The organism is Acinetobacter sp. ANC_7513 (assembly GCF_056779915.1).
Genome location: NZ_JBWYIW010000001.1, coordinates 659,312 through 678,764, shown reverse-complemented (window position 1 = coordinate 678,764; position 19,453 = coordinate 659,312). Strand labels below are relative to the sequence as shown.

Below are 19,453 nucleotides of genomic sequence, written 5' to 3'. Positions count from 1 at the left end.
TTCACCAATATCTAACTACATCCAACAATTTACAAATAATCAAGCCAACTTCAATAAACACGTACCACATGCTTGAGCAATTTTAGCCTTACCAATCGTTGGGCCATTGTTTGCAAGCGCTACCATCTTCTGAACATCAGTCGAAGCACCATAGCGTTTAACCACACCATGGAATTCTTCAACGTCGTGACTTCTCATTTCTAAAGATGGTCTACCTTCTTGATCATACATAGGACCATGATTGCCTTGTTTGTGACCTAAGTGATAAAGCTCATGCTCAACCAACGCCATAAACTCTGTGTCTGAACACTCTGAGCAAAATAGCGCATCCAATGTAATTAATGCTTTTGGTAAAAATCCAAACCACTCAATCATTTGTGTTTCTTGTCTGTATTTCTGCCAACCGCTTACTTTGAACTGAATAATTTCAGCTTGACCTAAAACTCTTTTCCCGCGTTTTACATACCCAGAATCACACCAAAGAAATGCTATGCCACTATGATCAATTAAATGAGTGTGATCCTCGTTAAATAAATCACTATCCTCATCGAGTATGCATTCATGAAGCCAATCAATAATATCTTGAGCTGGTGCAAATTTAGCTTCCAAGCACCATTCATGCTCTAATAGATCTTTTGGTGGAAGTGGTCTATTCATATCTTCTGCCATTAAAAAACCACCCGAAGGTGGTCTTGGATTTTCCAATCATTGTTCATTTATTGTGGCTTGTGCTTTTCTGATAATTTCATAAAGCTTTTCAATTTTATTATCGTTGATTGAGGCGATCCCGCCACTGGCAATATTTTCAATAACCGCCACAGCTATAGCAGCTTTAGCTTTAATTTTTTCAATTTCCAATTGGGTTTCTAATTCTAACTTACTAGCCGACATAATTACTTCCTTGTGGTTGTGTTGAAATTAATATTTACTCTAAATTAAACTAAATTTCAACAGCATACATCAAATCATCCGGTGTATGTAAATAGCACCCATGCTTATTACAGAACGCATGTATGTCGTTTAGGTATTCAGTGAACTGCTGAACCGATGCATCTTTAGTGCTTATCAACTCATTCAAGCCATCTGCCACAGCTTGGTATTGCGGATGCTTTTGTTCTTTTAAAACTTTGACTGCTGCAAATGTGTTTCGATACTGACTAACATCATCACGATCATAGATCCGCGCTAAGAATCTTTTCTTGAAATACAAATGCTCTGTATCTTTATCAGTGCCCTGGTGTTTAGCCCATTGTGATAGCCACATCCAATAAATACGATTCTGCGCCTTACTTCGATCATCTTCTTTCTGATTAATGCGAACGACTAGTGGTTTACCCTCATGAATCGCACTGGTGTAATTGTTGTGTAAGAAGTTAATGACTTTGGTGATGTCAGCATGAGACTGAATAGGAAACACGGCTTTTTGCATTTCCCTCTCCCAAAAAAAACCACCCCGAATGGAGTGGTTCATAATTTCACATTAATTTAATTGGTAATTAGCATAGTATGCATTCTTTTAACAATCATTAAGATATTTAAAAATATTGTGAGCATTAAAAATGCAATTAAAAAAATGAGGATTTTTGAAGAAATACATGTGTATATCGTGTGGGTTAACTCACCTACTTTTGAATAAATTAAACACACCAAGACAAGCAAAAGCGCTACTACAATTGAAAAGCTAATATTAAAATATAACTGTCTCAATAACGCCTTTTTGTCTGTGTAATTTTCATCAAGATTCTTACTAAAAATCCATCTATATGCAGCAGAATCATTCAAACTTGGGTTTTTATCAATTTCTTCCTTAAAAAGTAGATACTTTTCATATTGCTCATCTATTTTATTCTCTTGATCAAAGATCAAAACCAAAACAGATAATAACAAAGCTGTAAATATGGATCCAAAATTAACAAGTAGTGAGAGAGTATCTCCTGTAATTTCAGAAATATAATATACAGCTAAGCCTGAAAGAATTAGAGGTACAATATAGAAAGTAAAAAAATCATACTTGTTAAAAGTTCCATCACTATTCCCTAAGGTTGAGCAATGCCCTCGTATAATAGAAATGATATCGATTTTTTTGCTCATAATTTTATACTCAATATTTTCAGTTAAGCTGAAAAATCTGATTTAATTGTTTCGCACCACGCCAAGATACTTTCAGTAGTTGGGTTTCCATCATTCAACTCAAGCTCGTCAGGTGCTTCAATTATACAAATTTCATCTGTGATATTTGTACCAATTCTTACCTTTCTTGTTTTTCCATTTCTTTGAACGGTTGCTACAATATTTTGATAATCTTGTTCAAGAACTTCTAGTAATTGATGTTGTTTAGAGTCGTCCTTTCCGAACGAACCCCAAGTACCAAAGTTACCACCCTTGGGTGCTTTAATGCTAATTACAGTTTCTGCTTTAGGAGCTATATTCGCAACCTTATCCGCTAAATCAGAGTGGTTATTCTTAGGAATGGCCTTTATCTCTTTAGTCACCGCCTCTTGCCACATTTTCAGAGACTTTGCATACGACTTCGATCTCATTTGGAAAACTCTATCGTATTTAGTTCGGCACATTTTATTAAGCATTTCTAAGAAAGCAGCTTTTATTCCTGATCCCCTCACACCATGAAATAATACTAAACCATCAGATTTAGAGGCGGGCAGATAGAAATAAATAAAATGAGGTATTTGCTCAGCAAAATTAACCCCCTTTTCATATTTCTCTTCTGGGTTGAATACATTTATTACTGTATTTTTTTGCCCATAGTTTCCAGTGCAAATCCATCCATAAATTCTTCTATTTACTACATCAAAAACAAAGTCTTCCCTAAAAACTATAGTTGACTTAACTTTTGGATCGACTCTCGCACCTTCTTTTTGTTTTTCTTCGATCCATGTTTTTAGCAATTCAAATGCATCAACTTTGCCATTAAATAATGACCCAAGTAAGGGATATCCGACTTTTCCATCAATCTTATCGTGCATTCTTATCCCGTACGGATGTAGCGTATGCATAATTTCCCCATTAGTTAAATATAAAATTTATCTTATGGAGTAAAATAATATCACATTACATTTTTTAACAAACTAAAATAAATCAAAACACCTCTTCAACCTTACTCATCATCACTTCTGTCTTAACCAACCATTGTTCAAATAGCTTTTCAGATTGCTCTCTATTTCCAAGCTTAAATTGATCAAATTGACTATGGCATGAATAGCAAAGCGGCACCGTAAACTCATCACTTGCCTTAATCCCTCTTCCCTTACCATGCTTGGAACTATTTGAATGAGCAGCTTGGCTTGGCGATTGACCACACCTCACACAAGGTAGCTTCCGAATCTCAGCGAGTCTTTTTGCGTTCCGCATTTATCAAATGTCTTAAGTTGTCAGTTTGGATTCTGATTTCATTCATACGGCGCTGACAATCTTGTTTGAATGATTCACGGCTATTTAAGTGATTAAGATGCGCTAGATGATAATGATCGCTCTCTAGCTTCTTAAGGCTTTTCTCAGCTTCTACGATATCGACCATTCGACACCTCATAAAAAAGAAAAACCCCGCCAATTCTTAAGAATCTATAGCGGGGTTATGTGCCGTAATACATTCGGCTATCAACGTAAAATAACTCGATACTTTAATAATGGATATGAGTTTTCATCTTTCCTTTCAATCCAGCATTCAATTCCATTACCTTGCTTTAACATCTTTTTACTCAATATGACCACAGCATTAAGTTTCTCCGCTTCCATAGTGTCCAACTGCATATCTTCTTCAAACACGTTTTCATCAATGTGATTGTCTTTACAATAAAGACATCCAAGGATTTTATTAACCTTATTTGTTGACCAGTTTGAATTCATCCGTATTACCTATTTTATAAAAATAATAGGTTGTATTTTAGCAGATAATTGAACGCTCGTGGAAAAGCCAAACACCATAAGATATTGATATTTAATGCATTCATTGCATTCATACCTCAACCTTGATTGGCACTTACTCAACCTCTTTTAAACAATCTCGACACACTTTTATTTGATCATCATTAATCGTGTAATCAATTTCAGTAGCGCCATGAAAGCCTAGAATACAAAGTAATTTACGGAGCATACGATTCTCCAGAAAATTTTTGGGCGATTCTATGTATCTCTACCCACCCAAGAAAGTGTACGCACGATAATACAAATCCCAATTACCAAGTACAGTGATGTCTTTAAGAAAATAAACCCCACCAAATGAACCTAGAGCGGGGTTTAGTGCCGTAATAAGTTCGGCAAGTACTTCATAAAGGGCTTGCTCTTACCTGCGAGCCCTTTAGGTTGGCATGGTGCAAATACATGCATGCGTTAGAAATTCAAGTTAGATGTTAAACATCCAGGTTTATTGAAAGGAAAACGCAATTCCGGATTTCAACTTGAATAGTTCCGTTTTGCTTACGGTTACAACCCAAGATCACATTAACACCCATTTAAACTTGAAATTTAAAGTTAATGTAAGGGAATTTATTTAGTGTTTTAACTTGCTAATTCAATGAAAGATTAATTATGTAAATAATCCAATATCAATTTATTTGTGATTTTAAACACAATAAAATTAACTGATAGATATTCATTAACTGTTAATAATTTAAAAGGCAAAAAAATACCTCCTGGGTGAGGAGGTAAAATTGAAGAACAGGTTAGGTCCTGTGCATAAATAATATTCAATTTCTAAAAGCGTAGCATTAGCAATAAGTTACAATATTATATTAGAAGAATTCATTAACCCGAAGATTTTAATTCAAGCTGTCTATCATCTTGAGTAATCTTAATTTTAATATTTTGATAAGTACGCTTACTAGGATTCATAGCGGATCCTACTACCTCTTCAAAAAACCTTCTATCTTTCATTAACTCTGCATATAGCTTGTAGCCTATCAATATTCTTTCAGGTTTTTTATTATTCGCTAATGTTTCTTTAAAAATATTGTTTAACTGGTTTACATCTACCATAAATAAAAATTTGCTCTAAATTTAAGAAGCACATTATGCCTTATTTAAAAGTACAAACAATGACAACTGCCTGTTATTAAAGCTTTCAGAACAAACAAACGGTTAAAACACTATACTTCGTAACTTTATCACCAAAAAAAAGAAATATTGATAACAAAAAAGCCCACCATTTGGCGAGCTTAATTTAAACATGGTCTGAAACTGCGTAATACGACCAGTATAGTTTTACTATACTATTCCAAGGAAAATTTTCCTAGAACTATTTTCATATTTCTTTAAAGGTATTTTTCTTATACTTCTTGATCGCCTCAGATGCTCCATTTATAGCAGTTTCAATCGCAATAACCATTAATTTCTCATATTGCTCCCAAGTGCATTCATAAGCCTTAAGAGACATTTGATGATCGCCAATGCCCATGTAATACATACATCCATATTTCGTATATGCATTTTCAAGTCTTGGGTTTATTGCAAAATCCAATACCTTTCGAGCCATTAACCATGCCAGGTGATACATTGCAATTCCCTGTGGCTCGCGCTTCTTATCTGCTTGCGCATTAGTGAGCATTATCTTCGCTAGATGATTTCTAATGTACTCATAGTCTGATTTTGCCAAATCCCCATATATAATCAAACTCGTCACCGACTTCTCTAATTGAGTATCCATACTCGCAATCGCACCAAGACGATCTTGATAATCTAAAGGCTTTTCAGCAGTTCCTCGAACAGTAGGCTCATAATTTGCAGTTTTAGCTGTAATTCCCTTTGCCAGCCATTCAAATGGTTCAAATTTGTCAATCGCTAAATCAATATTAATTGTGCTCATCCCCATCCCCTTAAAAATTCTCAAACTTCCAACCACTTTGCTTATCCCAATAAACCGCCACAAATGGGATAGGGTGTATTGAAGCAGCGACTTTGATCTTCACTTTTGCATCATCTTCCCAAAAGCCTTTCACTTCATGCGCCTCAAGCTCACCATTTGCTTTCATTACGATAAAATCAGGCGAGTAGAATGTTTTGTCTGCCAAGCGAAACTTGATTGAATCGAAGGCGAAATACTGGATTTCGCCCGATAGTTTTAGTTGTTCTAAATGTTGAGCGTATTTGCGCTCTGTATTGTTCATTACGCCCTGTTTAAGTCGCCCTAGTGCTCTTGCACCACCTTTCGACTTGCTAGCCGAAATGGTGGATTTCTGGCGCATTTGACGAGCTTTGAGTTGCTCCTCTGTCATTCTCACTACTTCTTCACCTCTTGGCAGTGAATGCAAATCTCTAAGTCGTAAATCCAGCAGTATTGGAATTCATGATTACAAGCATGAATAATTGTTTGCTTATTCATCCTTTCCACCCCTCAACTTCTCCAAAACCTACATAATTTCGCTCATCTTCCGCTTTCAGCAATTCAAACTCAGCGTGAATAGCATCCCATTCCTGTTTTAATGATTCATGAGTTTCACCAGAAGCTAGACTTGTAGAGCCGTTTAATTTGTCTCTTAATGTTTTTAGATCGTTCATACTGCTACCCCAAACAACTCTTTAGACTTATCGGTTAGAAAAAACCTAGAATCCTTAAGACCAGAATATTTTCGGTGTATATACCCTGCATCCTCTAAACACTTAAGGTATCTTTGAGTTGATCGTAGAGATAAACCACTAAGCGCTTGGTCTCTGATTTCAGAGGTGCTGGCGATAGGAGTGTTTTGTATAACCCTTAAAACCAATACAGCTCTTTCAAAAACATCTATTTGATTTCTCACGCCACACCTCCAACACTCTTTACCGCACCTTTAATTTTTGCCGCCAATTCTGCTGGACATGGGATCCCTTGAACTGGTGCATTGTTATGACCTATGGCTTTAGTCTCAGGCTTCTTCCATAACCGCTGAACACGCCCTTTATCCTTAGCTTTTTGAAGATAGTCTTCGTAGATGTCTTTAAATGCTCTGTGGGCTGCTTTCTGCCCCTCAATATTCAAGATATGGCGAACCTCATCTAAAGCGCATTTAGCAAGCTCTGTGATCGGCTTACTTCTATCAGCTTCAAAGTTCATAGCTTTAGCCCATGCTTGATCTGCGGTCCACCAATCTGATGCAATACACCAGCTTCTGAATTCAGGAAGTGATGGGCACCACTTCTCTGTTAACATGCGATCCAAACCACGTTTGATATCTACAGGCTTAAGACCATTCAACACTGTGCACGCTGTTAGCTTTAGTTGGTCCGCTTCAACATCGCCATACTTCTTGTCAAACTCATTCCCATAAAGCTGTTGAATACGACCTAAAACCTGATCAGCCACTTCGATCGGGAAATCAACCGTGAAGGCGTCTTGAAATAACTGAATACTATTCATTAGTTCACATCCTTCATTTGTGGTTGAGCAAAGCCTTGACCAAAGCGATGTGCTTTAGGTTGGGTAGACTGATTTTGGTTTTGATTCTTCACCCACTCCGCCTTAAATCCTTTCCATGAATTCACAACACAGTGTTCAAGGACCTGATTTAAAGTGAGTCCAGATTTTTGTTGTTCAGAGATAAGAGACTTAAATGCTGTTTCTGAATTAACGGCTTTCTTCGCTTTACGAACTTCCATGTATTCAGAGATAAGTTTTTGATCTGCTCCTTGAGAAACCAGAGCATTAGCAAAGTTGAATTTCCCTTTATATATATTGGTAGATTCATTGGTAGATTCTATTGGTAGATTCTGTGTACCAAAATTGGTACTGGTCGCAGTACCAATTTTGGTACTGGTTGAGGTACCGTTTTTGGTACTGGTACCTTTTTTGGTACCGGTTAAGTCATCTTCACGACCACGCACGCCGATCAATTGATAGACTTTTACCCCATTGCCGCGCACCTCTCCGGTAAAACGAATCAGGTTTATTTCTTGTAGGCGCTCCAAAACTTTCATGATGGTTTTGCGGTCGCATTTAGTGTCAATCTCAAGGCGTTTAATGCTTGGCCATGCTTTATGATCCTCTCCCGCTCGATCAGCCAAGGAAAGCAAGGTTGCACGCTGAGGACAGCTCTCTACAGGCGCAGTCCACGCCCAGCGAGTTGCATCTAAGCTCATTGCACCACCCCTTCACTCACAAGCTGCTCAATTACCCACTGTTCGCCCTTGTTAGTGAATTTGGATTGTGGGTAGCCTTGTTCTGTCTGTTTGACTTCGCCATAACCTTTGTCGATAAACCATTGAGCAAAGGTGCGTCCAGCAATACGACGGTCATATACACCCATATCAGCAAGGTATTGATTGAGTTTTACCGCTGACATGCCGACCTTTTTACCTACCTGGGAGGCGTTTAAAAGGTTTTTGGTGTCGGCAACACGGTCGAAGTACTGAACTTTAGGTGCTGCAAGCTCCAATTGACGCGCTTGATCGGCTGCGAGTTGTAGGGCTTCAGCGAATGTTTGAGGGAGGTGTACAGCGTTTTGGTTTTCTAGTTCATACCAACGTTTTACTAGTGCTGCTGTGAACTCTGGGCAAAGCTGAGCGACCACTGTGATTGAGTCTAATTTGCCTTGTTCGCCAGTAAAGACATACACCTCAACATTGTAGGTGCGACTATTGGCTTCTTTTTGCACAACCTCAATTTGAGGACATGCTATTACCTGTTGATTAATGAGGTTTTCGATAAGGCGCTTAACATTATCGTGGCGTTTTTGACAAAGCTTTGAAATATCAAGGCTTGTCATGCTCTGTTGATTATGATTAAATTGTGTCATCATATTCATGTTTACTTTCCTGTTAGTTAGTGAACAACCGGAAAAGCCTGACCTCGACCGTCAGGCTTTTTCTGTTTCTGGGTTATTAATACAAGCTTGGATTTGTTTATCTAGCTCAGCCAAAGCAACGTGCATCTGGTGAATCACCTTTGACATGTCTTGCACTTCACCTTTCGTGATACGGCCATCCGCCATGATTACGCGGAACAGGCTCATCACATCACCGCCCTTCATACCAATGCACAGCACTTTGTCAGTCAGTGACATGTCGCGGCATTCAGGAATTTCAGGTAGATCAATTGCAACTTTTTCATGTTCAGCAGATAGGGCATGCAAAATGCGGAAATCACCAGTTAAAGCCATAAGCTTTGAAGCCTCGGCCAGTGTTAAGTGGTGAGTTTCAGTATTTGGATTTACTTTGCTGTTAAGCACAGCCGGGCTTTTGATTCCCATACGTGCGGCTAGAGCTGAAGCTCCACCTGGGTAGTCATGAACTGTGTTGTACGCTGCATCCGTTATGTTCATTTAAGGTTCCTTTGAACGTGGTTGTTTAAATTCAAATGCTTAATAATTGGTTTAAGCGGTTAACAATGTTTGCGTGGTAGCTTCTCGAACGATCTTGTAAGAAATTCCAGGTATAACAGCCATGATTTTTCCAACAGAAGGATCGGGAACGTATTCACCCCATTGATTAATCGCCTGAGGGGTAATTCCAATTTCTTCAGCTAGGCGCGATGCATTTTTAAAATGATCAAGAGCGTCGCTGGTTTTGATAAGTACTCTCATGCCTAATCTCGAAAGTATGCTTTATTATTAAAGTGTACTTTAACACATTTATGCAAGCAAGCTTTATTAATATTGTTGTAAGCTGGCTTTAAATTTAAAGTGAATTTTAATATGAGTACTCTTGAGGATCGGATTAATCAGGCCATATCTCATTTCTTGTCCAAAAAAAATCTTAAGAAATTGGACAGAGCGGCTATGGCTAAGTATTGCGAAGCATCTGTGGCTGCGGTTGGTCAGTGGATTAATGGCAAGACAAAATCTCTTGATAGCTTTAAAAATGCTAAAGCTGCCCAATTTTTGGGTGTAAATCCCCACTGGCTAGCTGGTGATCCTAAGTACGGAATGCTAGACGCATCAAGTGATCAAAAACTTGATAACAATATCGATTTGGCGCAGAAAATAAATATCGAGGGGCGGCCTGTTCCTGTTATCTCTTGGGTGGCTGCTGGCTCATTTGAGCCGATCGAGACTGTTTTAAAAGATGCGGAGATTGAGGAACACCTTCCTCCGATCAAAGAGTGTGGCAAGAATGGCTATGGGTTGGTAGTTGTCGGCAACTCAATGAAGCCAGACTTTAAACCAGGTGATCGTATTTATGTAAATCCTGACATTCAGACTTTTGATTTACAGACTGATGATTTAGTTATCATTGCTTGTTGTGGTGAGAGTGAGGCTACTTTTAAAAAACTTATTATTGAGGGTGGTGAAAAATATCTTCAGCCACTTAACCCTGATTGGCCTGAACAGATAATCAAGCTTACAGAAGATTGCCGCCTGGTTGGAAAGGTTGTTGGTTTATATCGAAAGATTTAGAAAATAAAAGCCGCTATATGCGGCTTGGGTATTCAGGACTACTACTCCTGAATTGCGGGCTAGTAATCCGCTAAAGGTGAAGGTGAGATTAGCGAATGCTTTATTACACTGGTGGATGCCATGTATTTAAAGCAAGAAGAATCTAGCAAATCATTGGAGCCGAACGCCCCTACGGTGTGGCCACACCTTCAGGGCAAGCGCTAGGCATAGCGCTATACAAGTTACACCAATTTAACTTGGTGAGCGCTCGCCATTGTTTTCAGAGATTTATCAATGATCACATTGACGTTGCAGACTAAGAAGGGTCTGAAATTAAAAGTAAAAATAAACCTTTACTTGATAATTGCAATCCTATCTTGGTTTGCGTAAAAACGAGGGGGTGTGATAAGCACCCCCTCACCTATATTTTAAAATACATAAAATTAGAAGAAAAAACAAATGCCGCATACCCGAGCGGCTCCTGGATCGGATGGAGAGAATAATGGCAATACCTAAATACTTAATCAGCTACGACTTAATTAAGGATAAGGACTACAGCAAACTAATTAATGCTATTAAATCTATAGCTAATGGTTATACCAACCCATTGAAATCAGTTTGGATTATTGGTCATTCCGGGAAAGCTTCTGACATAGTGACAGCGCTTAGCCCTTATATGGATTCAGATGATAAGTTACTGGTCACTTTAGTCACTAAAGACACCTCCTGGACTAAAACTTTAGGAGACAAGACTAGAGAGTGGTTGCGCAAACATGTTTGGTCATAATTTAGGTTCGGATGTAATCCCAATACCATTATCAAAATCTATTTGAGCTTTTAAGGCTTGATCAAGGTAGATTTGTACACCATCTACCTTAACACCTTCCAGTAGGGTATAAGAACAACCCATAATCTGAACCTTACTTCCTTTTGGGATTACAGCAACTTCAATTTCTTTTTTTCACTCATAATAAACTCCATCTAACCCACCCCATCGGTGGGTTTTCTTTTGTCTATTAAAGCACAAATTAAAGCAAAGTTTAAAAATAATATTAAAGTATGCTTTACACACCATATTTATTAAAGTATGCTTTAATTATCAAGTAAAAAAAGCCCCAGCGTTGCGCGAACAACCTGGAGCATGACCCACACCAAACTGTGAGTGAAATTATTATGAATCAACCCGCATCACACAGTCAAACCCCGAAGTTTGACAAAGTTCAGAGTCAAACAACTCCAATCCTATATCAGCCACCTACTAAGGCTGAAATGAAACCTAAGTCATTCATTAAAGACACCATTCACAACATTGTTATGGCCCTAGTCGTAGTTTCAATTATGAGTGGTCTCACAACTGCTTGCTTCTATGCAGCCGATAAAGAAGCTGAATATCAACAAAATCAAGGAGCGCAGCATGAACGCAATATCAATTCAAACTGACTTATTAGCTCCCTGTTTTCCAGCTTTTAAAGTTGAATCGGAAATTGTCTTAGGTGATCGAATCCAATTTGCTCTAAGCCTTGGGTGTTGTTCGATTGATTGCTCAATGCCTGTGCTTAAAACCACACAAAGCTTTTTGATTAACCACACTTCCGATCCACAAAACGAAATTGATTTAGATATCGACTCGTGGAAAGCCATTGAAAATACGCTTGTTGATGTGCTTGCAAGTGATGGTGTGGCGATTCAAGAAGGTCAGCAATTCATGCTCACAGATGATCAAATTTATCGATTAAATGAGCGCATCGAGTGGGCTGTTGAAGAAGCTTTTGAAAAGGAATTAGCAGCAAAGAAGTTGGCTGCTGAAGAATACTGAGGGATTGGAAATGAATGCAAAATTTGAATTGGAAGTTTTGAGTGAAAACTCTAACGAGGTTGTTGAGGCTTTTAAAACTGAAGGTGGAGCACAAGCCTTATTTGATCGTATTGCTAGTCAAGCTAGATCAATTGTACCTGATTTACTAACCGACAAAGGTCGCAAAGAGATTGCATCGGTGGCTCGTAAAGTTGCGTCTACAAAGACCGCTTTTGATGCTCACGGCAAAGCCCTTAAAGAGCAATACACGGTAATCACAAACAAGATCGATGCAGATCGAAAACTATTCCGTGACCAGTGTGATGCCCTGCGTGATGAGATTCGCAAGCCGTTAACTGATTGGGAGAATGCTAAAAAAGCACGTGAAGCAGAGATTCAGAGCAAAATAGCTGAATTTGATAAGGGTCGTATCGATATTGGTTCTCCTGCTGAGTTAATAAAATCTGTAATAGCTGAAATCGAATCAATCGCGATTGATGACTCATTTGATGATTTCAAGGATGTTGCAAAGCTTCGTAAATATGAGTGCTTAGAGCACATGAAAGTCATATTGATCGAACGCGAAAAATTTGAAACAGAGCAAGCAGAACTCGAAGCACTGCGCCTTGCTGAACAACAACGCATTCAGCGTGAACATGAAGAACAAATTGCTCGTGAAGCTGCTGAACGTGCAACTCGTGAAGCGGAGGAAAAAGCTCGTTTAGAAGCTGAACGTGTACAACGTGAAAAGCTGGAAGCGGAACAGCGCGAAGCTCGACTAAAAGCAGAAAAAGAAGCCGCTGAACTGCGTGCGGTTCAAGCTGCTGAAAATGAACGTAAGCGTCTTAAAGCAGAGGCATTTGCTAAAGCTGAGGCAGAGCGTAAGGCTGAAGAAGCACGTAAAGCAGATGTGGAGCATCGACGATTAATTAATCGTGAAGCTTTTGATGCGATCCAAGCGCATTGTTTGGGTATTTCAGAGGCTCAAATAAAAGAATTAATTGGTGCGATTGCTAAAAACCAAATTCCACATGTTTCAATCAAATACTAAAGGTGAATGATATGAATGCACCAGTACAAACGAATTTAATTACCGCTCAGATCAGTCAGCTTTCTACTGTGCTTGGTTTGCACAACGTTGATCCTGCTGAGCTTGAGCAAACTTTAATTCAAACTGCTTTTAAGTCATCGACACAAATCACACGCGAGCAAATGGGCGCACTGCTGATTGTTGCAAGTCAGTACAAATTAAATCCCTGGACTAAGGAAATCTACGCTTTCCCTGATAAGAGTAAAGGCATTATTCCTGTAGTGGGTGTTGATGGTTGGTCTCGCATCATCAATAGCAACCCAAACCTTAACGGAATTGAGTTTGTGTTTTCGGACAACATGGTTCGTATGAATAAGGCAAAGGTTGATTGCCCTGAATGGGTGGATTGCTTGATTTACCGCAAAGACCGTGACCGCCCTACTGTAGTTCGTGAATATCTGGATGAAGTATATCGTGAGCCAATGGGTGCTAATGGTTTTGCAGGACCTTGGCAATCCCACCCTAAACGCTTTTTACGCCATAAAGCTTTGATTCAGTGCGCACGCTTGGCTTTTGGTTTTGTTGGTATTTATGACCAAGATGAAGCGGAACGAATTCAGGAGAATAACTCACCTAAAACAGTTAGTGGCTTCGATGAAAATACAATCCCTAATGGTTATGAGGAATTTGAGCTGCAGCATCTGAATGAAATGCGCGCCTTAGCTCTTGAGGGTCTTGAGGCTCTTCAAGCTGGTTTTGATTCACTACCTAAAGGTAAATGCCGTTCTCACTTCTGGACTATTCATAAAGAGTCGCTTAAAGCAGCAGCAGAAAAAGCAGATCAATCACATGGAGAGACTTATGAACATTCTCCAGCGTAATGGTGATTGGCATGCTCAAAGATGTGGAAAAGTTACCGCATCGCGCATAAAAGACATGGGTGCTAAGCCAACTAAAGGCAAGAAGTATAACGCCTTAACACTAACTATTCTTTCTGAGCGCATAACTGGCGTTCAGGAGGAATCAAAGCCGACCGCATTGATGCAATGGGGTATCGATCAAGAACCTTTTGCAATTACTGCTTATGAAAATGAGCGTGGTGTGATTGTTTTAAACGTGGGGTTGGTTGATCACCCTGCTATTGAAATGAGTGGGGCGAGTCCAGATGGTTTGGTTTGTAAAGATGGTCAATTAGAAATTAAGTGCCCATCTACAACCATACACCTAAACACCATTTTAATGGATGAGGTACCTGCTGAATATATTCCACAGATCACATGGCAGTTGGCCTGTACTCGTCGAGCGTGGTGTGATTTTGTGAGTTACGACCCTCGCCTACCTGAACATTTACAGCTTTTTATTAAAAGAGTTTATGCAAAGGACTTAGATATTCAGGGTGTTGAAAATGAAGTGATTGCTTTTAATCGCAATGTCGATATTGCCTTAAAACAGCTACAAGCTTTCGAGGTGGCAGCATGAGACAGCGAATTAAGGTCAAACCACCAAGCGATTGGCAGATACTACGTAATCGCTACCCAAGTGCTCGAGCCTATAAAAATCGAATTGCTTTGCGTGTATCTCAGCAAAACGATTTTTCGGAGTGGCTTGTTGATCAAGGTGCTGATGTTTTTACCAATGCTGAGCAATACGAAATTTTAAGATTCAAGCTTAATGGTGAATTGGGAATTTGGTATCAAACAGGGTCTGGCAATCTTCTTATGCATGACTTGGCCGACAAATTTAAAGCTGAGGTGGCAGCATGAGCCACACATACAACAGTCAAACTCGCACAGTTGAAATCACATGTAGAGGCAGAGTTAAAACTTATAGAGATATCAATCTGTTCGGAATCGAGGCATGCGTTAAAGACTTTGTGAGTACGTGGGGATATCGAAATGGCTAAGTTATTACCAAATAGCATCTCAGGACCTTTTTTAGAATGGCTTGAGCGTGGCGGTCACAAGATTACATTAAAGAAAGATTTAATGGTCATCACTAAGGATGGAAAGCGTGGCGCAATACCATTCGAGCGCCACAGAGTTAAAGAGTTTTATCACTTGGATGAGTATTTAGCTCAGCGTTACGAGTTATTTCTCACTCAATATTTTAAATATGGCAAAGATTTTATTCATGATTTGAGGCTCGGCATTGCGAATAGATATTTTCAGGCGGTTCGAGTTAATCAGTTGGCAAATTTAGCGAAGGTGGCGTGATGGATATTCAAAATTTTATCGCTGAATTTAAGAAGACTTTCGTTTACGACATGCTTAAAGATTACGCGTCTGACGAAAAGTTATTTGATCATGTGGTTGAAGGCACTAAAGTCATTTGGATGAAAGAGCAAACTCGTCAAATGTGGTCAATGTGGCAAGCAGCCAAAGCGAGTGTGGCGGAAGGGTTTGTTTTGGTTGAGAAATCAAAAATTAAGACTTGGTATCAAGATGATAGCGAGCCTGAAAACTACTGTTATGAGGCTGGTAACTTGGATGATCTTGGCGACTACTTAGATCATGAAGACATAATTCAAGTAAATAAAATTGAAGACGCAATTATTCAAACCACGCCGCTGTTTGGAGTATGGAAATTTAAATTCATTGGCGGCCAAGTTGAGCGTGATCGCTTTGTTCTTTGTTCATCAGAAGTTGAAGCTAGTGCTATTCGAGATGAATATCGCCGAATGCTCGGATTGCAAGCACAGGGGTGAAGCGATGTATGACTTTAATTGCCCTTACTGCTCATGGGGTATGAACCGCGACGATATTTTCGACCAAGTTCATGAGGATGACCATGTTGGTGAATGGGATGTGAAATGTAATAGCTGCAAGAAAACTTTTGAATTGCAAGCTGAAGTAAGCATCGATTATTGGGTCAATACAAAAGAAGCACAGGAGCCAGCCAAATGAAAATGAATGCACCAATTAAAATTGAAATGAAGGTTTATGCGGTTGAAGAAGAGTCTGGTCAGCAAGCAGTTGTAACCATGTCGCTTCCTTTGGGCCAATACCCTACTCGAACAACATTAGAGTCTATCTTTAAGCAAGCTCAAGATGCTCTACCTGAAGGCTTTCGCGTGATGGATAAATCCGAATTCTTTAATGCTTATCTGCAGGAAGAATATGGAGCAACCGAAAAGTTTGCGACTCCAGGATCTCGTGAATTTACCGATGAAGATATTGAAATGGAGCAAGACAATGACTGAAATTCAACGCACAAACATTGATTTTGCAAAGAACTTTCTTGAATTGATTGGTCCACGTGTAGGAAATGGAACAGGTATTCAAGGCACATTAACAGATGGTGAATTAGGCGCTCTATATCACATCGTTCAAGAGTGGTTATTTGAACATGATTTACCTGAGAGTGTGGTTGAGAGCTTAAAGGAGGTTTCTTAATGGCTTTAAAAAGTTTTAAGAATATCAATGAAGATGAACGATCTAAATTATTAAAACCATTTTTAGATGCACCTAATGATCAAAAGTTTGGACAAGATTTGGTAGCGTTATATTTAGATTGTTCCCCTTGGACATTGGCTAGAATGCGCTGTGATGGGTCTGAACTCCCCTACACCAAAATTGGTCGACGAGTTGCATATAGAAAAGCTGATGTATTAGCATTCGAAAAAAGCAGAACCGTCACCTGCACAGCTCAATACGCATAATAATAAGGCAGGTTTACCCTGCCTTTAATTGCTTAAGTCTTTCATCCCATACACTTTCATAATTAAAACAATCAATTTTCCCTTGATATACAACCTCAATCATATTCATGGATGCTCTTAATTCCTCCATCGGGATTTGAACATATCCACCCGTGACATCTAACCGTGGTCTAGCAGTATGGTTAAGGAGTCGTTTAGTCACATAGATGTTAAACCTTAGTAAATTACATATTGACGCGAAGGTACGCCTAAAATCGTGCATCGATACATAAAAATTAACCTGAGCACCTATTTTCTTGAGCGCAGTATCTACAACAGTGGCGTGAATATTATGAGAAGTTGGAAGTTTAGTCGCTGGGAAAACCCAATCATTTTCTTTTAGTAAGTATCTTTCTTTTAATATAGACAGCAAATGATCCCCTACTGGAAATTCATGATTAGAACCATTTTTCGTATCTCTAAAAATAACTATACCTTCTTTAAAATTCACATCTTCCCATTTAAGACCGCAGACTTCTTGACGACGGCAACCGGTATACATGGTAAATAAAATGATATCTCTATGCGTGTTGGATCGTGCTGTATTTTCTAGATTAAGTTCATCCTCATAATTCAAAACGGCGTTGTAGTACTTATGAATGATACTTTTATCTAAATGCCTATTACGACTTTCAATCTTATTCCAGCCTTTAGTTACGGCAATAATATCTACCGGATTGCTTTTTAAAATTGGGTTTTCATCGGTCGAATAAAGCACATGAATATATTTCCAGACCGTGCCAAGCAATGAAATTGCACCATTGGCTGATGACTTGCTGAGCTCAGATACTTCGATAAATTTATCCAGGACTTCTTTTTTTGTTATTTCAAAGAGCTTACGATCTGACCACTTTAAGTATAAATCAAAGTATTTTTTATACTGCCTAATTGTTTTAGGTTTGAATTCATTTCTATCGATATAAATCTTTAATGCCTCATCTACAGTAATATTTAAAAAATTATTTACGGAAACTTTTTCATTTAGACTAATGTATTCCCCATTGGAGATTTGAGCCAAAATCATTTGGGCTTTTGCTCGAGCAGAATTTACGGGTATTTCGTTCGCTTTCCCAATCACGACTCGATAAAGTTTCCCCTCGTGTCTTCGTTCTACAATATAGGATTTTGATTTTGTGGTGACACGAATCGCGAAACCGATCAAATCTTTATCTCTGATAATTTTTTGACCAGAATCCGTCAATGGGATAGCATCAACATTAGACTTGTTGAGTTTCATGATTAATCCAATAAACCTTCAGTAAGTTTATTAAATCATGCTTCTCAACAGTCTACAAATAGTCTACACGTGATTTTTTAAGACTTTTATAGCATCGTTAAAATTGATATAAACCACTAATAAATATATAATTTTAAGTTAAGAATAATCCACAATGGTGTTATAGAAAAAGTAGAATCCACCTAACCTACTTTGGATTGGGAATGTTTGGTGCATATTGAACCGTGCTTAATTTCGAATAGAACTATATTATAAAATAGATAATGAATAGTGATGAGAATAAGAAAGGCAGCTCAAGGCTGCCTTTAAATTAATTCAGTGCGATGACTTTAACTAAGATTGTTTGTGATTCTTCAAAGTCATCAAATATTTGCTTTCGATTAAGTTCTTTTGACTTCACTTTAAACTCATGATTCTGGTACTGAATGACTGATGGAATTGAATCGAAATACGCATAGTCTGCCTCGATGGTTTCTTCAAACAATGGAGTGCCCAATTGATAGTCTTTGCTCTTCAGCACCACATATTTCACAGTCGTTTTCATTTCATACTCTTTTATTAACGCTTTATTTTTAGTTATATCACCTTTTGAAAAGTGTTCAATCAAAAATAGAAACGTTTGACCATAAAGGACTCAATCAATTATTTTTTACCACCTTTAAACTTAATTCAAGCAACCTGACAAGCATCACAAAAAGAAAAATAGCAAAACACGACAATAAATATATATTTTTTGATAACTGGTTAACATTTATATGGATTGTATGCTAAATTTAGCATATACAAAAACAACATCTATTTAACTGGTTGATAATAATGAAAGTTCAATTTATATCTATTCTTACTGCTCTTTCACTGAGTGGGTGTATCGTTGTATCCAATAAACCAAATGCAAGTTCTGCAAAAGCTTATGCATCTAATGTTATTGATTTTAAACCTTCAGAAAATGCCAAGCGAATTGAAACACGTGGTCAGGTGATTTGTGAACCATCAAAACCATGTACTGAGTTAACATTTGATTGGAAACAGCAGAGCAATAATTTATTTAGAGTACATACCAATCTATTTGATCGAAAATCTTTTGATATCAAGCAAGTGATTTTCACGCTAGATGGTCAAACTTATCCTTACACAACTTTAACTCAAACCAATACACGATCAGTCAACAATTCCGATCTCATTAACTCTACAAATTACATTGATGTACCAATGAATTTTGTCGTTATGTTTGATCAGTCTAAATCTATCGATATTGCTGTAGTGACAGATCAAGGTGCTATTACGCATAGCATTTTAAAAGATGGGCATGCATCGTTTGCCTATCAAACATTTAAAAGTGGCTACCAACAATTTAAGCAAAAGTAAAAAAAGACCCACTATGGGTCTTTTTTTA

General features: G+C 38.3%; 35 protein-coding genes. 15 read left to right on the top strand and 20 right to left on the bottom strand.

Features of this window, described 5'->3' with window-relative positions; all coding sequences use genetic code 11:
* Positions 1–39: 39 nt before the first annotated feature.
* The 17 genes from AC1M9B_RS03375 to AC1M9B_RS03295 all read right to left on the bottom strand — a co-directional run bounded on the left by AC1M9B_RS03375 (position 40) and on the right by AC1M9B_RS03295 (position 9,509).
* Positions 40–657 (bottom strand): putative metallopeptidase, encoded by a 618-nt coding sequence (locus tag AC1M9B_RS03375; protein WP_481608639.1) that lies wholly within the window; start codon positions 655–657, stop codon positions 40–42.
* Between the two features lie 48 nt (positions 658–705).
* Positions 706–891: a hypothetical protein gene (locus AC1M9B_RS03370; RefSeq protein WP_481608569.1), complete on the bottom strand. Its 186-nt coding sequence runs from the start codon at positions 889–891 to the stop codon at positions 706–708.
* A 49-nt stretch (positions 892–940) separates the two neighbouring features.
* Positions 941–1,429, bottom strand: a complete 489-nt coding sequence (locus tag AC1M9B_RS03365) for a NinB/YbcN family protein (RefSeq protein ID WP_481608568.1) — start codon at positions 1,427–1,429, stop codon at positions 941–943.
* Between the two features lie 56 nt (positions 1,430–1,485).
* Positions 1,486–2,091: a hypothetical protein gene (locus AC1M9B_RS03360; RefSeq protein ID WP_481608567.1), complete on the bottom strand. Its 606-nt coding sequence runs from the start codon at positions 2,089–2,091 to the stop codon at positions 1,486–1,488.
* 23 nt (positions 2,092–2,114) lie between these two features.
* Positions 2,115–2,984 carry a hypothetical protein gene (locus AC1M9B_RS03355; protein WP_481608566.1) on the bottom strand — a complete coding sequence of 290 codons (870 nt, stop codon included), beginning with the start codon at positions 2,982–2,984 and terminating at the stop codon, positions 2,115–2,117.
* Positions 2,985–3,096: 112 nt separating this feature from the next.
* Entirely contained in the window at positions 3,097–3,369 is a 273-nt protein-coding gene (locus tag AC1M9B_RS03350) for a DUF968 domain-containing protein (RefSeq protein ID WP_481608565.1), read from the bottom strand.
* Entirely contained in the window at positions 3,344–3,535 is a 192-nt protein-coding gene (locus AC1M9B_RS03345; RefSeq protein ID WP_481608564.1) for a hypothetical protein, read from the bottom strand. Before AC1M9B_RS03345 ends, AC1M9B_RS03350 begins: the two co-directional genes overlap by 26 nt.
* 80 nt (positions 3,536–3,615) lie before the next feature.
* Positions 3,616–3,864 (bottom strand): hypothetical protein, encoded by a 249-nt coding sequence (locus AC1M9B_RS03340; RefSeq protein ID WP_481608563.1) that lies wholly within the window; start codon positions 3,862–3,864, stop codon positions 3,616–3,618.
* A gap of 897 nt (positions 3,865–4,761) precedes the next feature.
* Entirely contained in the window at positions 4,762–4,992 is a 231-nt protein-coding gene (locus AC1M9B_RS03335; protein ID WP_481587460.1) for a hypothetical protein, read from the bottom strand.
* A gap of 265 nt (positions 4,993–5,257) precedes the next feature.
* Positions 5,258–5,818: a hypothetical protein gene (locus AC1M9B_RS03330; RefSeq protein ID WP_481608562.1), complete on the bottom strand. Its 561-nt coding sequence runs from the start codon at positions 5,816–5,818 to the stop codon at positions 5,258–5,260.
* 10 nt (positions 5,819–5,828) lie between these two features.
* Positions 5,829–6,227 carry a DUF1064 domain-containing protein gene (locus AC1M9B_RS03325; RefSeq protein WP_481608638.1) on the bottom strand — a complete coding sequence of 133 codons (399 nt, stop codon included), beginning with the start codon at positions 6,225–6,227 and terminating at the stop codon, positions 5,829–5,831.
* A 103-nt stretch (positions 6,228–6,330) separates the two neighbouring features.
* Complete coding sequence (locus AC1M9B_RS03320) at positions 6,331–6,510, bottom strand: hypothetical protein (RefSeq protein ID WP_481608561.1); 180 nt, start codon at positions 6,508–6,510, stop codon at positions 6,331–6,333.
* Between the two features lie 238 nt (positions 6,511–6,748).
* Positions 6,749–7,348: a restriction endonuclease gene (locus AC1M9B_RS03315; protein ID WP_481608560.1), complete on the bottom strand. Its 600-nt coding sequence runs from the start codon at positions 7,346–7,348 to the stop codon at positions 6,749–6,751.
* Positions 7,348–8,067: a helix-turn-helix domain-containing protein gene (locus AC1M9B_RS03310; RefSeq protein ID WP_481608559.1), complete on the bottom strand. Its 720-nt coding sequence runs from the start codon at positions 8,065–8,067 to the stop codon at positions 7,348–7,350. Before AC1M9B_RS03310 ends, AC1M9B_RS03315 begins: the two co-directional genes overlap by 1 nt.
* Positions 8,064–8,732 (bottom strand): phage antirepressor KilAC domain-containing protein, encoded by a 669-nt coding sequence (locus AC1M9B_RS03305; protein ID WP_481608558.1) that lies wholly within the window; start codon positions 8,730–8,732, stop codon positions 8,064–8,066. Before AC1M9B_RS03305 ends, AC1M9B_RS03310 begins: the two co-directional genes overlap by 4 nt.
* Before the next feature lie 51 nt (positions 8,733–8,783).
* Positions 8,784–9,248, bottom strand: a complete 465-nt coding sequence (locus AC1M9B_RS03300; protein WP_481608557.1) for a phage regulatory CII family protein — start codon at positions 9,246–9,248, stop codon at positions 8,784–8,786.
* A gap of 51 nt (positions 9,249–9,299) precedes the next feature.
* A complete protein-coding gene (locus AC1M9B_RS03295; RefSeq protein WP_481608556.1) occupies positions 9,300–9,509 on the bottom strand; it encodes a Cro/CI family transcriptional regulator in 210 nt (69 codons plus the stop codon).
* Positions 9,510–9,620: 111 nt separating this feature from the next.
* On the opposite strand from AC1M9B_RS03295, the gene AC1M9B_RS03290 reads away from it, so the two are divergent.
* Both AC1M9B_RS03290 and AC1M9B_RS03285 read left to right on the top strand, forming a co-directional pair.
* Entirely contained in the window at positions 9,621–10,322 is a 702-nt protein-coding gene (locus tag AC1M9B_RS03290; RefSeq protein ID WP_481608555.1) for a S24 family peptidase, read from the top strand.
* A 481-nt stretch (positions 10,323–10,803) separates the two neighbouring features.
* Positions 10,804–11,088, top strand: a complete 285-nt coding sequence (locus AC1M9B_RS03285; RefSeq protein ID WP_481608554.1) for a hypothetical protein — start codon at positions 10,804–10,806, stop codon at positions 11,086–11,088.
* Here AC1M9B_RS03285 and AC1M9B_RS03280 read toward each other — a convergent pair.
* Entirely contained in the window at positions 11,083–11,211 is a 129-nt protein-coding gene (locus AC1M9B_RS03280) for a hypothetical protein (RefSeq protein ID WP_481608553.1), read from the bottom strand. The two genes, AC1M9B_RS03285 and AC1M9B_RS03280, sit on opposite strands and share 6 nt — an antisense overlap.
* A gap of 263 nt (positions 11,212–11,474) precedes the next feature.
* Between AC1M9B_RS03280 and AC1M9B_RS03275 the strand changes: the two genes are divergently transcribed.
* The 12 genes from AC1M9B_RS03275 to AC1M9B_RS03220 all read left to right on the top strand — a co-directional run bounded on the left by AC1M9B_RS03275 (position 11,475) and on the right by AC1M9B_RS03220 (position 16,784).
* On the top strand, positions 11,475–11,741 hold the full coding sequence (locus AC1M9B_RS03275; protein WP_481608552.1) for a hypothetical protein: 267 nt from the start codon (positions 11,475–11,477) through the stop codon (positions 11,739–11,741).
* Complete coding sequence (locus AC1M9B_RS03270) at positions 11,716–12,117, top strand: hypothetical protein (protein WP_481608551.1); 402 nt, start codon at positions 11,716–11,718, stop codon at positions 12,115–12,117. Before AC1M9B_RS03275 ends, AC1M9B_RS03270 begins: the two co-directional genes overlap by 26 nt.
* A gap of 10 nt (positions 12,118–12,127) precedes the next feature.
* The gene (locus AC1M9B_RS03265) at positions 12,128–13,147 is read left to right on the top strand and encodes a hypothetical protein (protein WP_481608550.1); all 1,020 of its coding nucleotides are present in this window, start codon (positions 12,128–12,130) and stop codon (positions 13,145–13,147) included.
* 11 nt (positions 13,148–13,158) lie between these two features.
* A complete protein-coding gene (bet, locus tag AC1M9B_RS03260) occupies positions 13,159–14,007 on the top strand; it encodes a phage recombination protein Bet (protein WP_481608549.1) in 849 nt (282 codons plus the stop codon).
* Complete coding sequence (locus AC1M9B_RS03255) at positions 13,988–14,605, top strand: lambda exonuclease family protein (protein ID WP_481608548.1); 618 nt, start codon at positions 13,988–13,990, stop codon at positions 14,603–14,605. The genes bet and AC1M9B_RS03255 overlap by 20 nt, the downstream gene beginning before the upstream one ends.
* Positions 14,602–14,889, top strand: a complete 288-nt coding sequence (locus AC1M9B_RS03250; RefSeq protein ID WP_481608547.1) for a hypothetical protein — start codon at positions 14,602–14,604, stop codon at positions 14,887–14,889. The genes AC1M9B_RS03255 and AC1M9B_RS03250 overlap by 4 nt, the downstream gene beginning before the upstream one ends.
* A gap of 132 nt (positions 14,890–15,021) precedes the next feature.
* Positions 15,022–15,339, top strand: coding sequence for a hypothetical protein (locus AC1M9B_RS03245; protein ID WP_481608546.1), 318 nt, complete (start codon positions 15,022–15,024; stop codon positions 15,337–15,339).
* Positions 15,339–15,830, top strand: coding sequence for a hypothetical protein (locus AC1M9B_RS03240; protein WP_481608545.1), 492 nt, complete (start codon positions 15,339–15,341; stop codon positions 15,828–15,830). Before AC1M9B_RS03245 ends, AC1M9B_RS03240 begins: the two co-directional genes overlap by 1 nt.
* Positions 15,831–15,834: 4 nt before the next feature.
* Complete coding sequence (locus AC1M9B_RS03235) at positions 15,835–16,029, top strand: hypothetical protein (protein WP_481608544.1); 195 nt, start codon at positions 15,835–15,837, stop codon at positions 16,027–16,029.
* A gap of 2 nt (positions 16,030–16,031) precedes the next feature.
* A complete protein-coding gene (locus AC1M9B_RS03230) occupies positions 16,032–16,325 on the top strand; it encodes a hypothetical protein (protein ID WP_481608543.1) in 294 nt (97 codons plus the stop codon).
* Entirely contained in the window at positions 16,318–16,518 is a 201-nt protein-coding gene (locus AC1M9B_RS03225; protein ID WP_481607392.1) for a hypothetical protein, read from the top strand. The genes AC1M9B_RS03230 and AC1M9B_RS03225 overlap by 8 nt, the downstream gene beginning before the upstream one ends.
* Positions 16,518–16,784: a helix-turn-helix domain-containing protein gene (locus tag AC1M9B_RS03220; protein ID WP_481608542.1), complete on the top strand. Its 267-nt coding sequence runs from the start codon at positions 16,518–16,520 to the stop codon at positions 16,782–16,784. Before AC1M9B_RS03225 ends, AC1M9B_RS03220 begins: the two co-directional genes overlap by 1 nt.
* A gap of 13 nt (positions 16,785–16,797) precedes the next feature.
* On the opposite strand, the gene AC1M9B_RS03215 is transcribed toward AC1M9B_RS03220, so the two are convergent.
* Together AC1M9B_RS03215 and AC1M9B_RS03210 are read right to left on the bottom strand one after the other, a co-directional pair.
* A complete protein-coding gene (locus AC1M9B_RS03215) occupies positions 16,798–18,060 on the bottom strand; it encodes a tyrosine-type recombinase/integrase (RefSeq protein WP_481608541.1) in 1,263 nt (420 codons plus the stop codon).
* A gap of 310 nt (positions 18,061–18,370) precedes the next feature.
* A complete protein-coding gene (locus AC1M9B_RS03210) occupies positions 18,371–18,604 on the bottom strand; it encodes a hypothetical protein (protein WP_035270711.1) in 234 nt (77 codons plus the stop codon).
* A gap of 272 nt (positions 18,605–18,876) precedes the next feature.
* Here AC1M9B_RS03210 and AC1M9B_RS03205 point away from each other — a divergent pair, with 272 nt between their 5' ends.
* Positions 18,877–19,425 (top strand): hypothetical protein, encoded by a 549-nt coding sequence (locus tag AC1M9B_RS03205; protein ID WP_179998064.1) that lies wholly within the window; start codon positions 18,877–18,879, stop codon positions 19,423–19,425.
* Positions 19,426–19,453: the final 28 nt, after the last annotated feature.

What these genes read in the sequence shown, in the direction of transcription:
- AC1M9B_RS03375 (WP_481608639.1), bottom strand. Translation starts at nt 657, where the DNA reads ATGAATAGACCACTTCCACCAAAAGATCTATTAGAGCATGAATGGTGC.
- AC1M9B_RS03370 (WP_481608569.1), bottom strand. Translation starts at nt 891, where the DNA reads ATGTCGGCTAGTAAGTTAGAATTAGAAACCCAATTGGAAATTGAAAAA.
- AC1M9B_RS03365 (WP_481608568.1), bottom strand. Translation starts at nt 1,429, where the DNA reads ATGCAAAAAGCCGTGTTTCCTATTCAGTCTCATGCTGACATCACCAAA.
- AC1M9B_RS03360 (WP_481608567.1), bottom strand. Translation starts at nt 2,091, where the DNA reads ATGAGCAAAAAAATCGATATCATTTCTATTATACGAGGGCATTGCTCA.
- AC1M9B_RS03355 (WP_481608566.1), bottom strand. Translation starts at nt 2,984, where the DNA reads ATGCACGATAAGATTGATGGAAAAGTCGGATATCCCTTACTTGGGTCA.
- AC1M9B_RS03350 (WP_481608565.1), bottom strand. Translation starts at nt 3,369, where the DNA reads ATGCGGAACGCAAAAAGACTCGCTGAGATTCGGAAGCTACCTTGTGTG.
- AC1M9B_RS03345 (WP_481608564.1), bottom strand. Translation starts at nt 3,535, where the DNA reads ATGGTCGATATCGTAGAAGCTGAGAAAAGCCTTAAGAAGCTAGAGAGC.
- AC1M9B_RS03340 (WP_481608563.1), bottom strand. Translation starts at nt 3,864, where the DNA reads ATGAATTCAAACTGGTCAACAAATAAGGTTAATAAAATCCTTGGATGT.
- AC1M9B_RS03335 (WP_481587460.1), bottom strand. Translation starts at nt 4,992, where the DNA reads ATGGTAGATGTAAACCAGTTAAACAATATTTTTAAAGAAACATTAGCG.
- AC1M9B_RS03330 (WP_481608562.1), bottom strand. Translation starts at nt 5,818, where the DNA reads ATGAGCACAATTAATATTGATTTAGCGATTGACAAATTTGAACCATTT.
- AC1M9B_RS03325 (WP_481608638.1), bottom strand. Translation starts at nt 6,227, where the DNA reads ATGACAGAGGAGCAACTCAAAGCTCGTCAAATGCGCCAGAAATCCACC.
- AC1M9B_RS03320 (WP_481608561.1), bottom strand. Translation starts at nt 6,510, where the DNA reads ATGAACGATCTAAAAACATTAAGAGACAAATTAAACGGCTCTACAAGT.
- AC1M9B_RS03315 (WP_481608560.1), bottom strand. Translation starts at nt 7,348, where the DNA reads ATGAATAGTATTCAGTTATTTCAAGACGCCTTCACGGTTGATTTCCCG.
- AC1M9B_RS03310 (WP_481608559.1), bottom strand. Translation starts at nt 8,067, where the DNA reads ATGAGCTTAGATGCAACTCGCTGGGCGTGGACTGCGCCTGTAGAGAGC.
- AC1M9B_RS03305 (WP_481608558.1), bottom strand. Translation starts at nt 8,732, where the DNA reads ATGAATATGATGACACAATTTAATCATAATCAACAGAGCATGACAAGC.
- AC1M9B_RS03300 (WP_481608557.1), bottom strand. Translation starts at nt 9,248, where the DNA reads ATGAACATAACGGATGCAGCGTACAACACAGTTCATGACTACCCAGGT.
- AC1M9B_RS03295 (WP_481608556.1), bottom strand. Translation starts at nt 9,509, where the DNA reads ATGAGAGTACTTATCAAAACCAGCGACGCTCTTGATCATTTTAAAAAT.
- AC1M9B_RS03290 (WP_481608555.1), top strand. Translation starts at nt 9,621, where the DNA reads ATGAGTACTCTTGAGGATCGGATTAATCAGGCCATATCTCATTTCTTG.
- AC1M9B_RS03285 (WP_481608554.1), top strand. Translation starts at nt 10,804, where the DNA reads ATGGCAATACCTAAATACTTAATCAGCTACGACTTAATTAAGGATAAG.
- AC1M9B_RS03280 (WP_481608553.1), bottom strand. Translation starts at nt 11,211, where the DNA reads ATGGGTTGTTCTTATACCCTACTGGAAGGTGTTAAGGTAGATGGTGTA.
- AC1M9B_RS03275 (WP_481608552.1), top strand. Translation starts at nt 11,475, where the DNA reads ATGAATCAACCCGCATCACACAGTCAAACCCCGAAGTTTGACAAAGTT.
- AC1M9B_RS03270 (WP_481608551.1), top strand. Translation starts at nt 11,716, where the DNA reads ATGAACGCAATATCAATTCAAACTGACTTATTAGCTCCCTGTTTTCCA.
- AC1M9B_RS03265 (WP_481608550.1), top strand. Translation starts at nt 12,128, where the DNA reads ATGAATGCAAAATTTGAATTGGAAGTTTTGAGTGAAAACTCTAACGAG.
- bet (WP_481608549.1), top strand. Translation starts at nt 13,159, where the DNA reads ATGAATGCACCAGTACAAACGAATTTAATTACCGCTCAGATCAGTCAG.
- AC1M9B_RS03255 (WP_481608548.1), top strand. Translation starts at nt 13,988, where the DNA reads ATGAACATTCTCCAGCGTAATGGTGATTGGCATGCTCAAAGATGTGGA.
- AC1M9B_RS03250 (WP_481608547.1), top strand. Translation starts at nt 14,602, where the DNA reads ATGAGACAGCGAATTAAGGTCAAACCACCAAGCGATTGGCAGATACTA.
- AC1M9B_RS03245 (WP_481608546.1), top strand. Translation starts at nt 15,022, where the DNA reads ATGGCTAAGTTATTACCAAATAGCATCTCAGGACCTTTTTTAGAATGG.
- AC1M9B_RS03240 (WP_481608545.1), top strand. Translation starts at nt 15,339, where the DNA reads ATGGATATTCAAAATTTTATCGCTGAATTTAAGAAGACTTTCGTTTAC.
- AC1M9B_RS03235 (WP_481608544.1), top strand. Translation starts at nt 15,835, where the DNA reads ATGTATGACTTTAATTGCCCTTACTGCTCATGGGGTATGAACCGCGAC.
- AC1M9B_RS03230 (WP_481608543.1), top strand. Translation starts at nt 16,032, where the DNA reads ATGAATGCACCAATTAAAATTGAAATGAAGGTTTATGCGGTTGAAGAA.
- AC1M9B_RS03225 (WP_481607392.1), top strand. Translation starts at nt 16,318, where the DNA reads ATGACTGAAATTCAACGCACAAACATTGATTTTGCAAAGAACTTTCTT.
- AC1M9B_RS03220 (WP_481608542.1), top strand. Translation starts at nt 16,518, where the DNA reads ATGGCTTTAAAAAGTTTTAAGAATATCAATGAAGATGAACGATCTAAA.
- AC1M9B_RS03215 (WP_481608541.1), bottom strand. Translation starts at nt 18,060, where the DNA reads ATGAAACTCAACAAGTCTAATGTTGATGCTATCCCATTGACGGATTCT.
- AC1M9B_RS03210 (WP_035270711.1), bottom strand. Translation starts at nt 18,604, where the DNA reads ATGAAAACGACTGTGAAATATGTGGTGCTGAAGAGCAAAGACTATCAA.
- AC1M9B_RS03205 (WP_179998064.1), top strand. Translation starts at nt 18,877, where the DNA reads ATGAAAGTTCAATTTATATCTATTCTTACTGCTCTTTCACTGAGTGGG.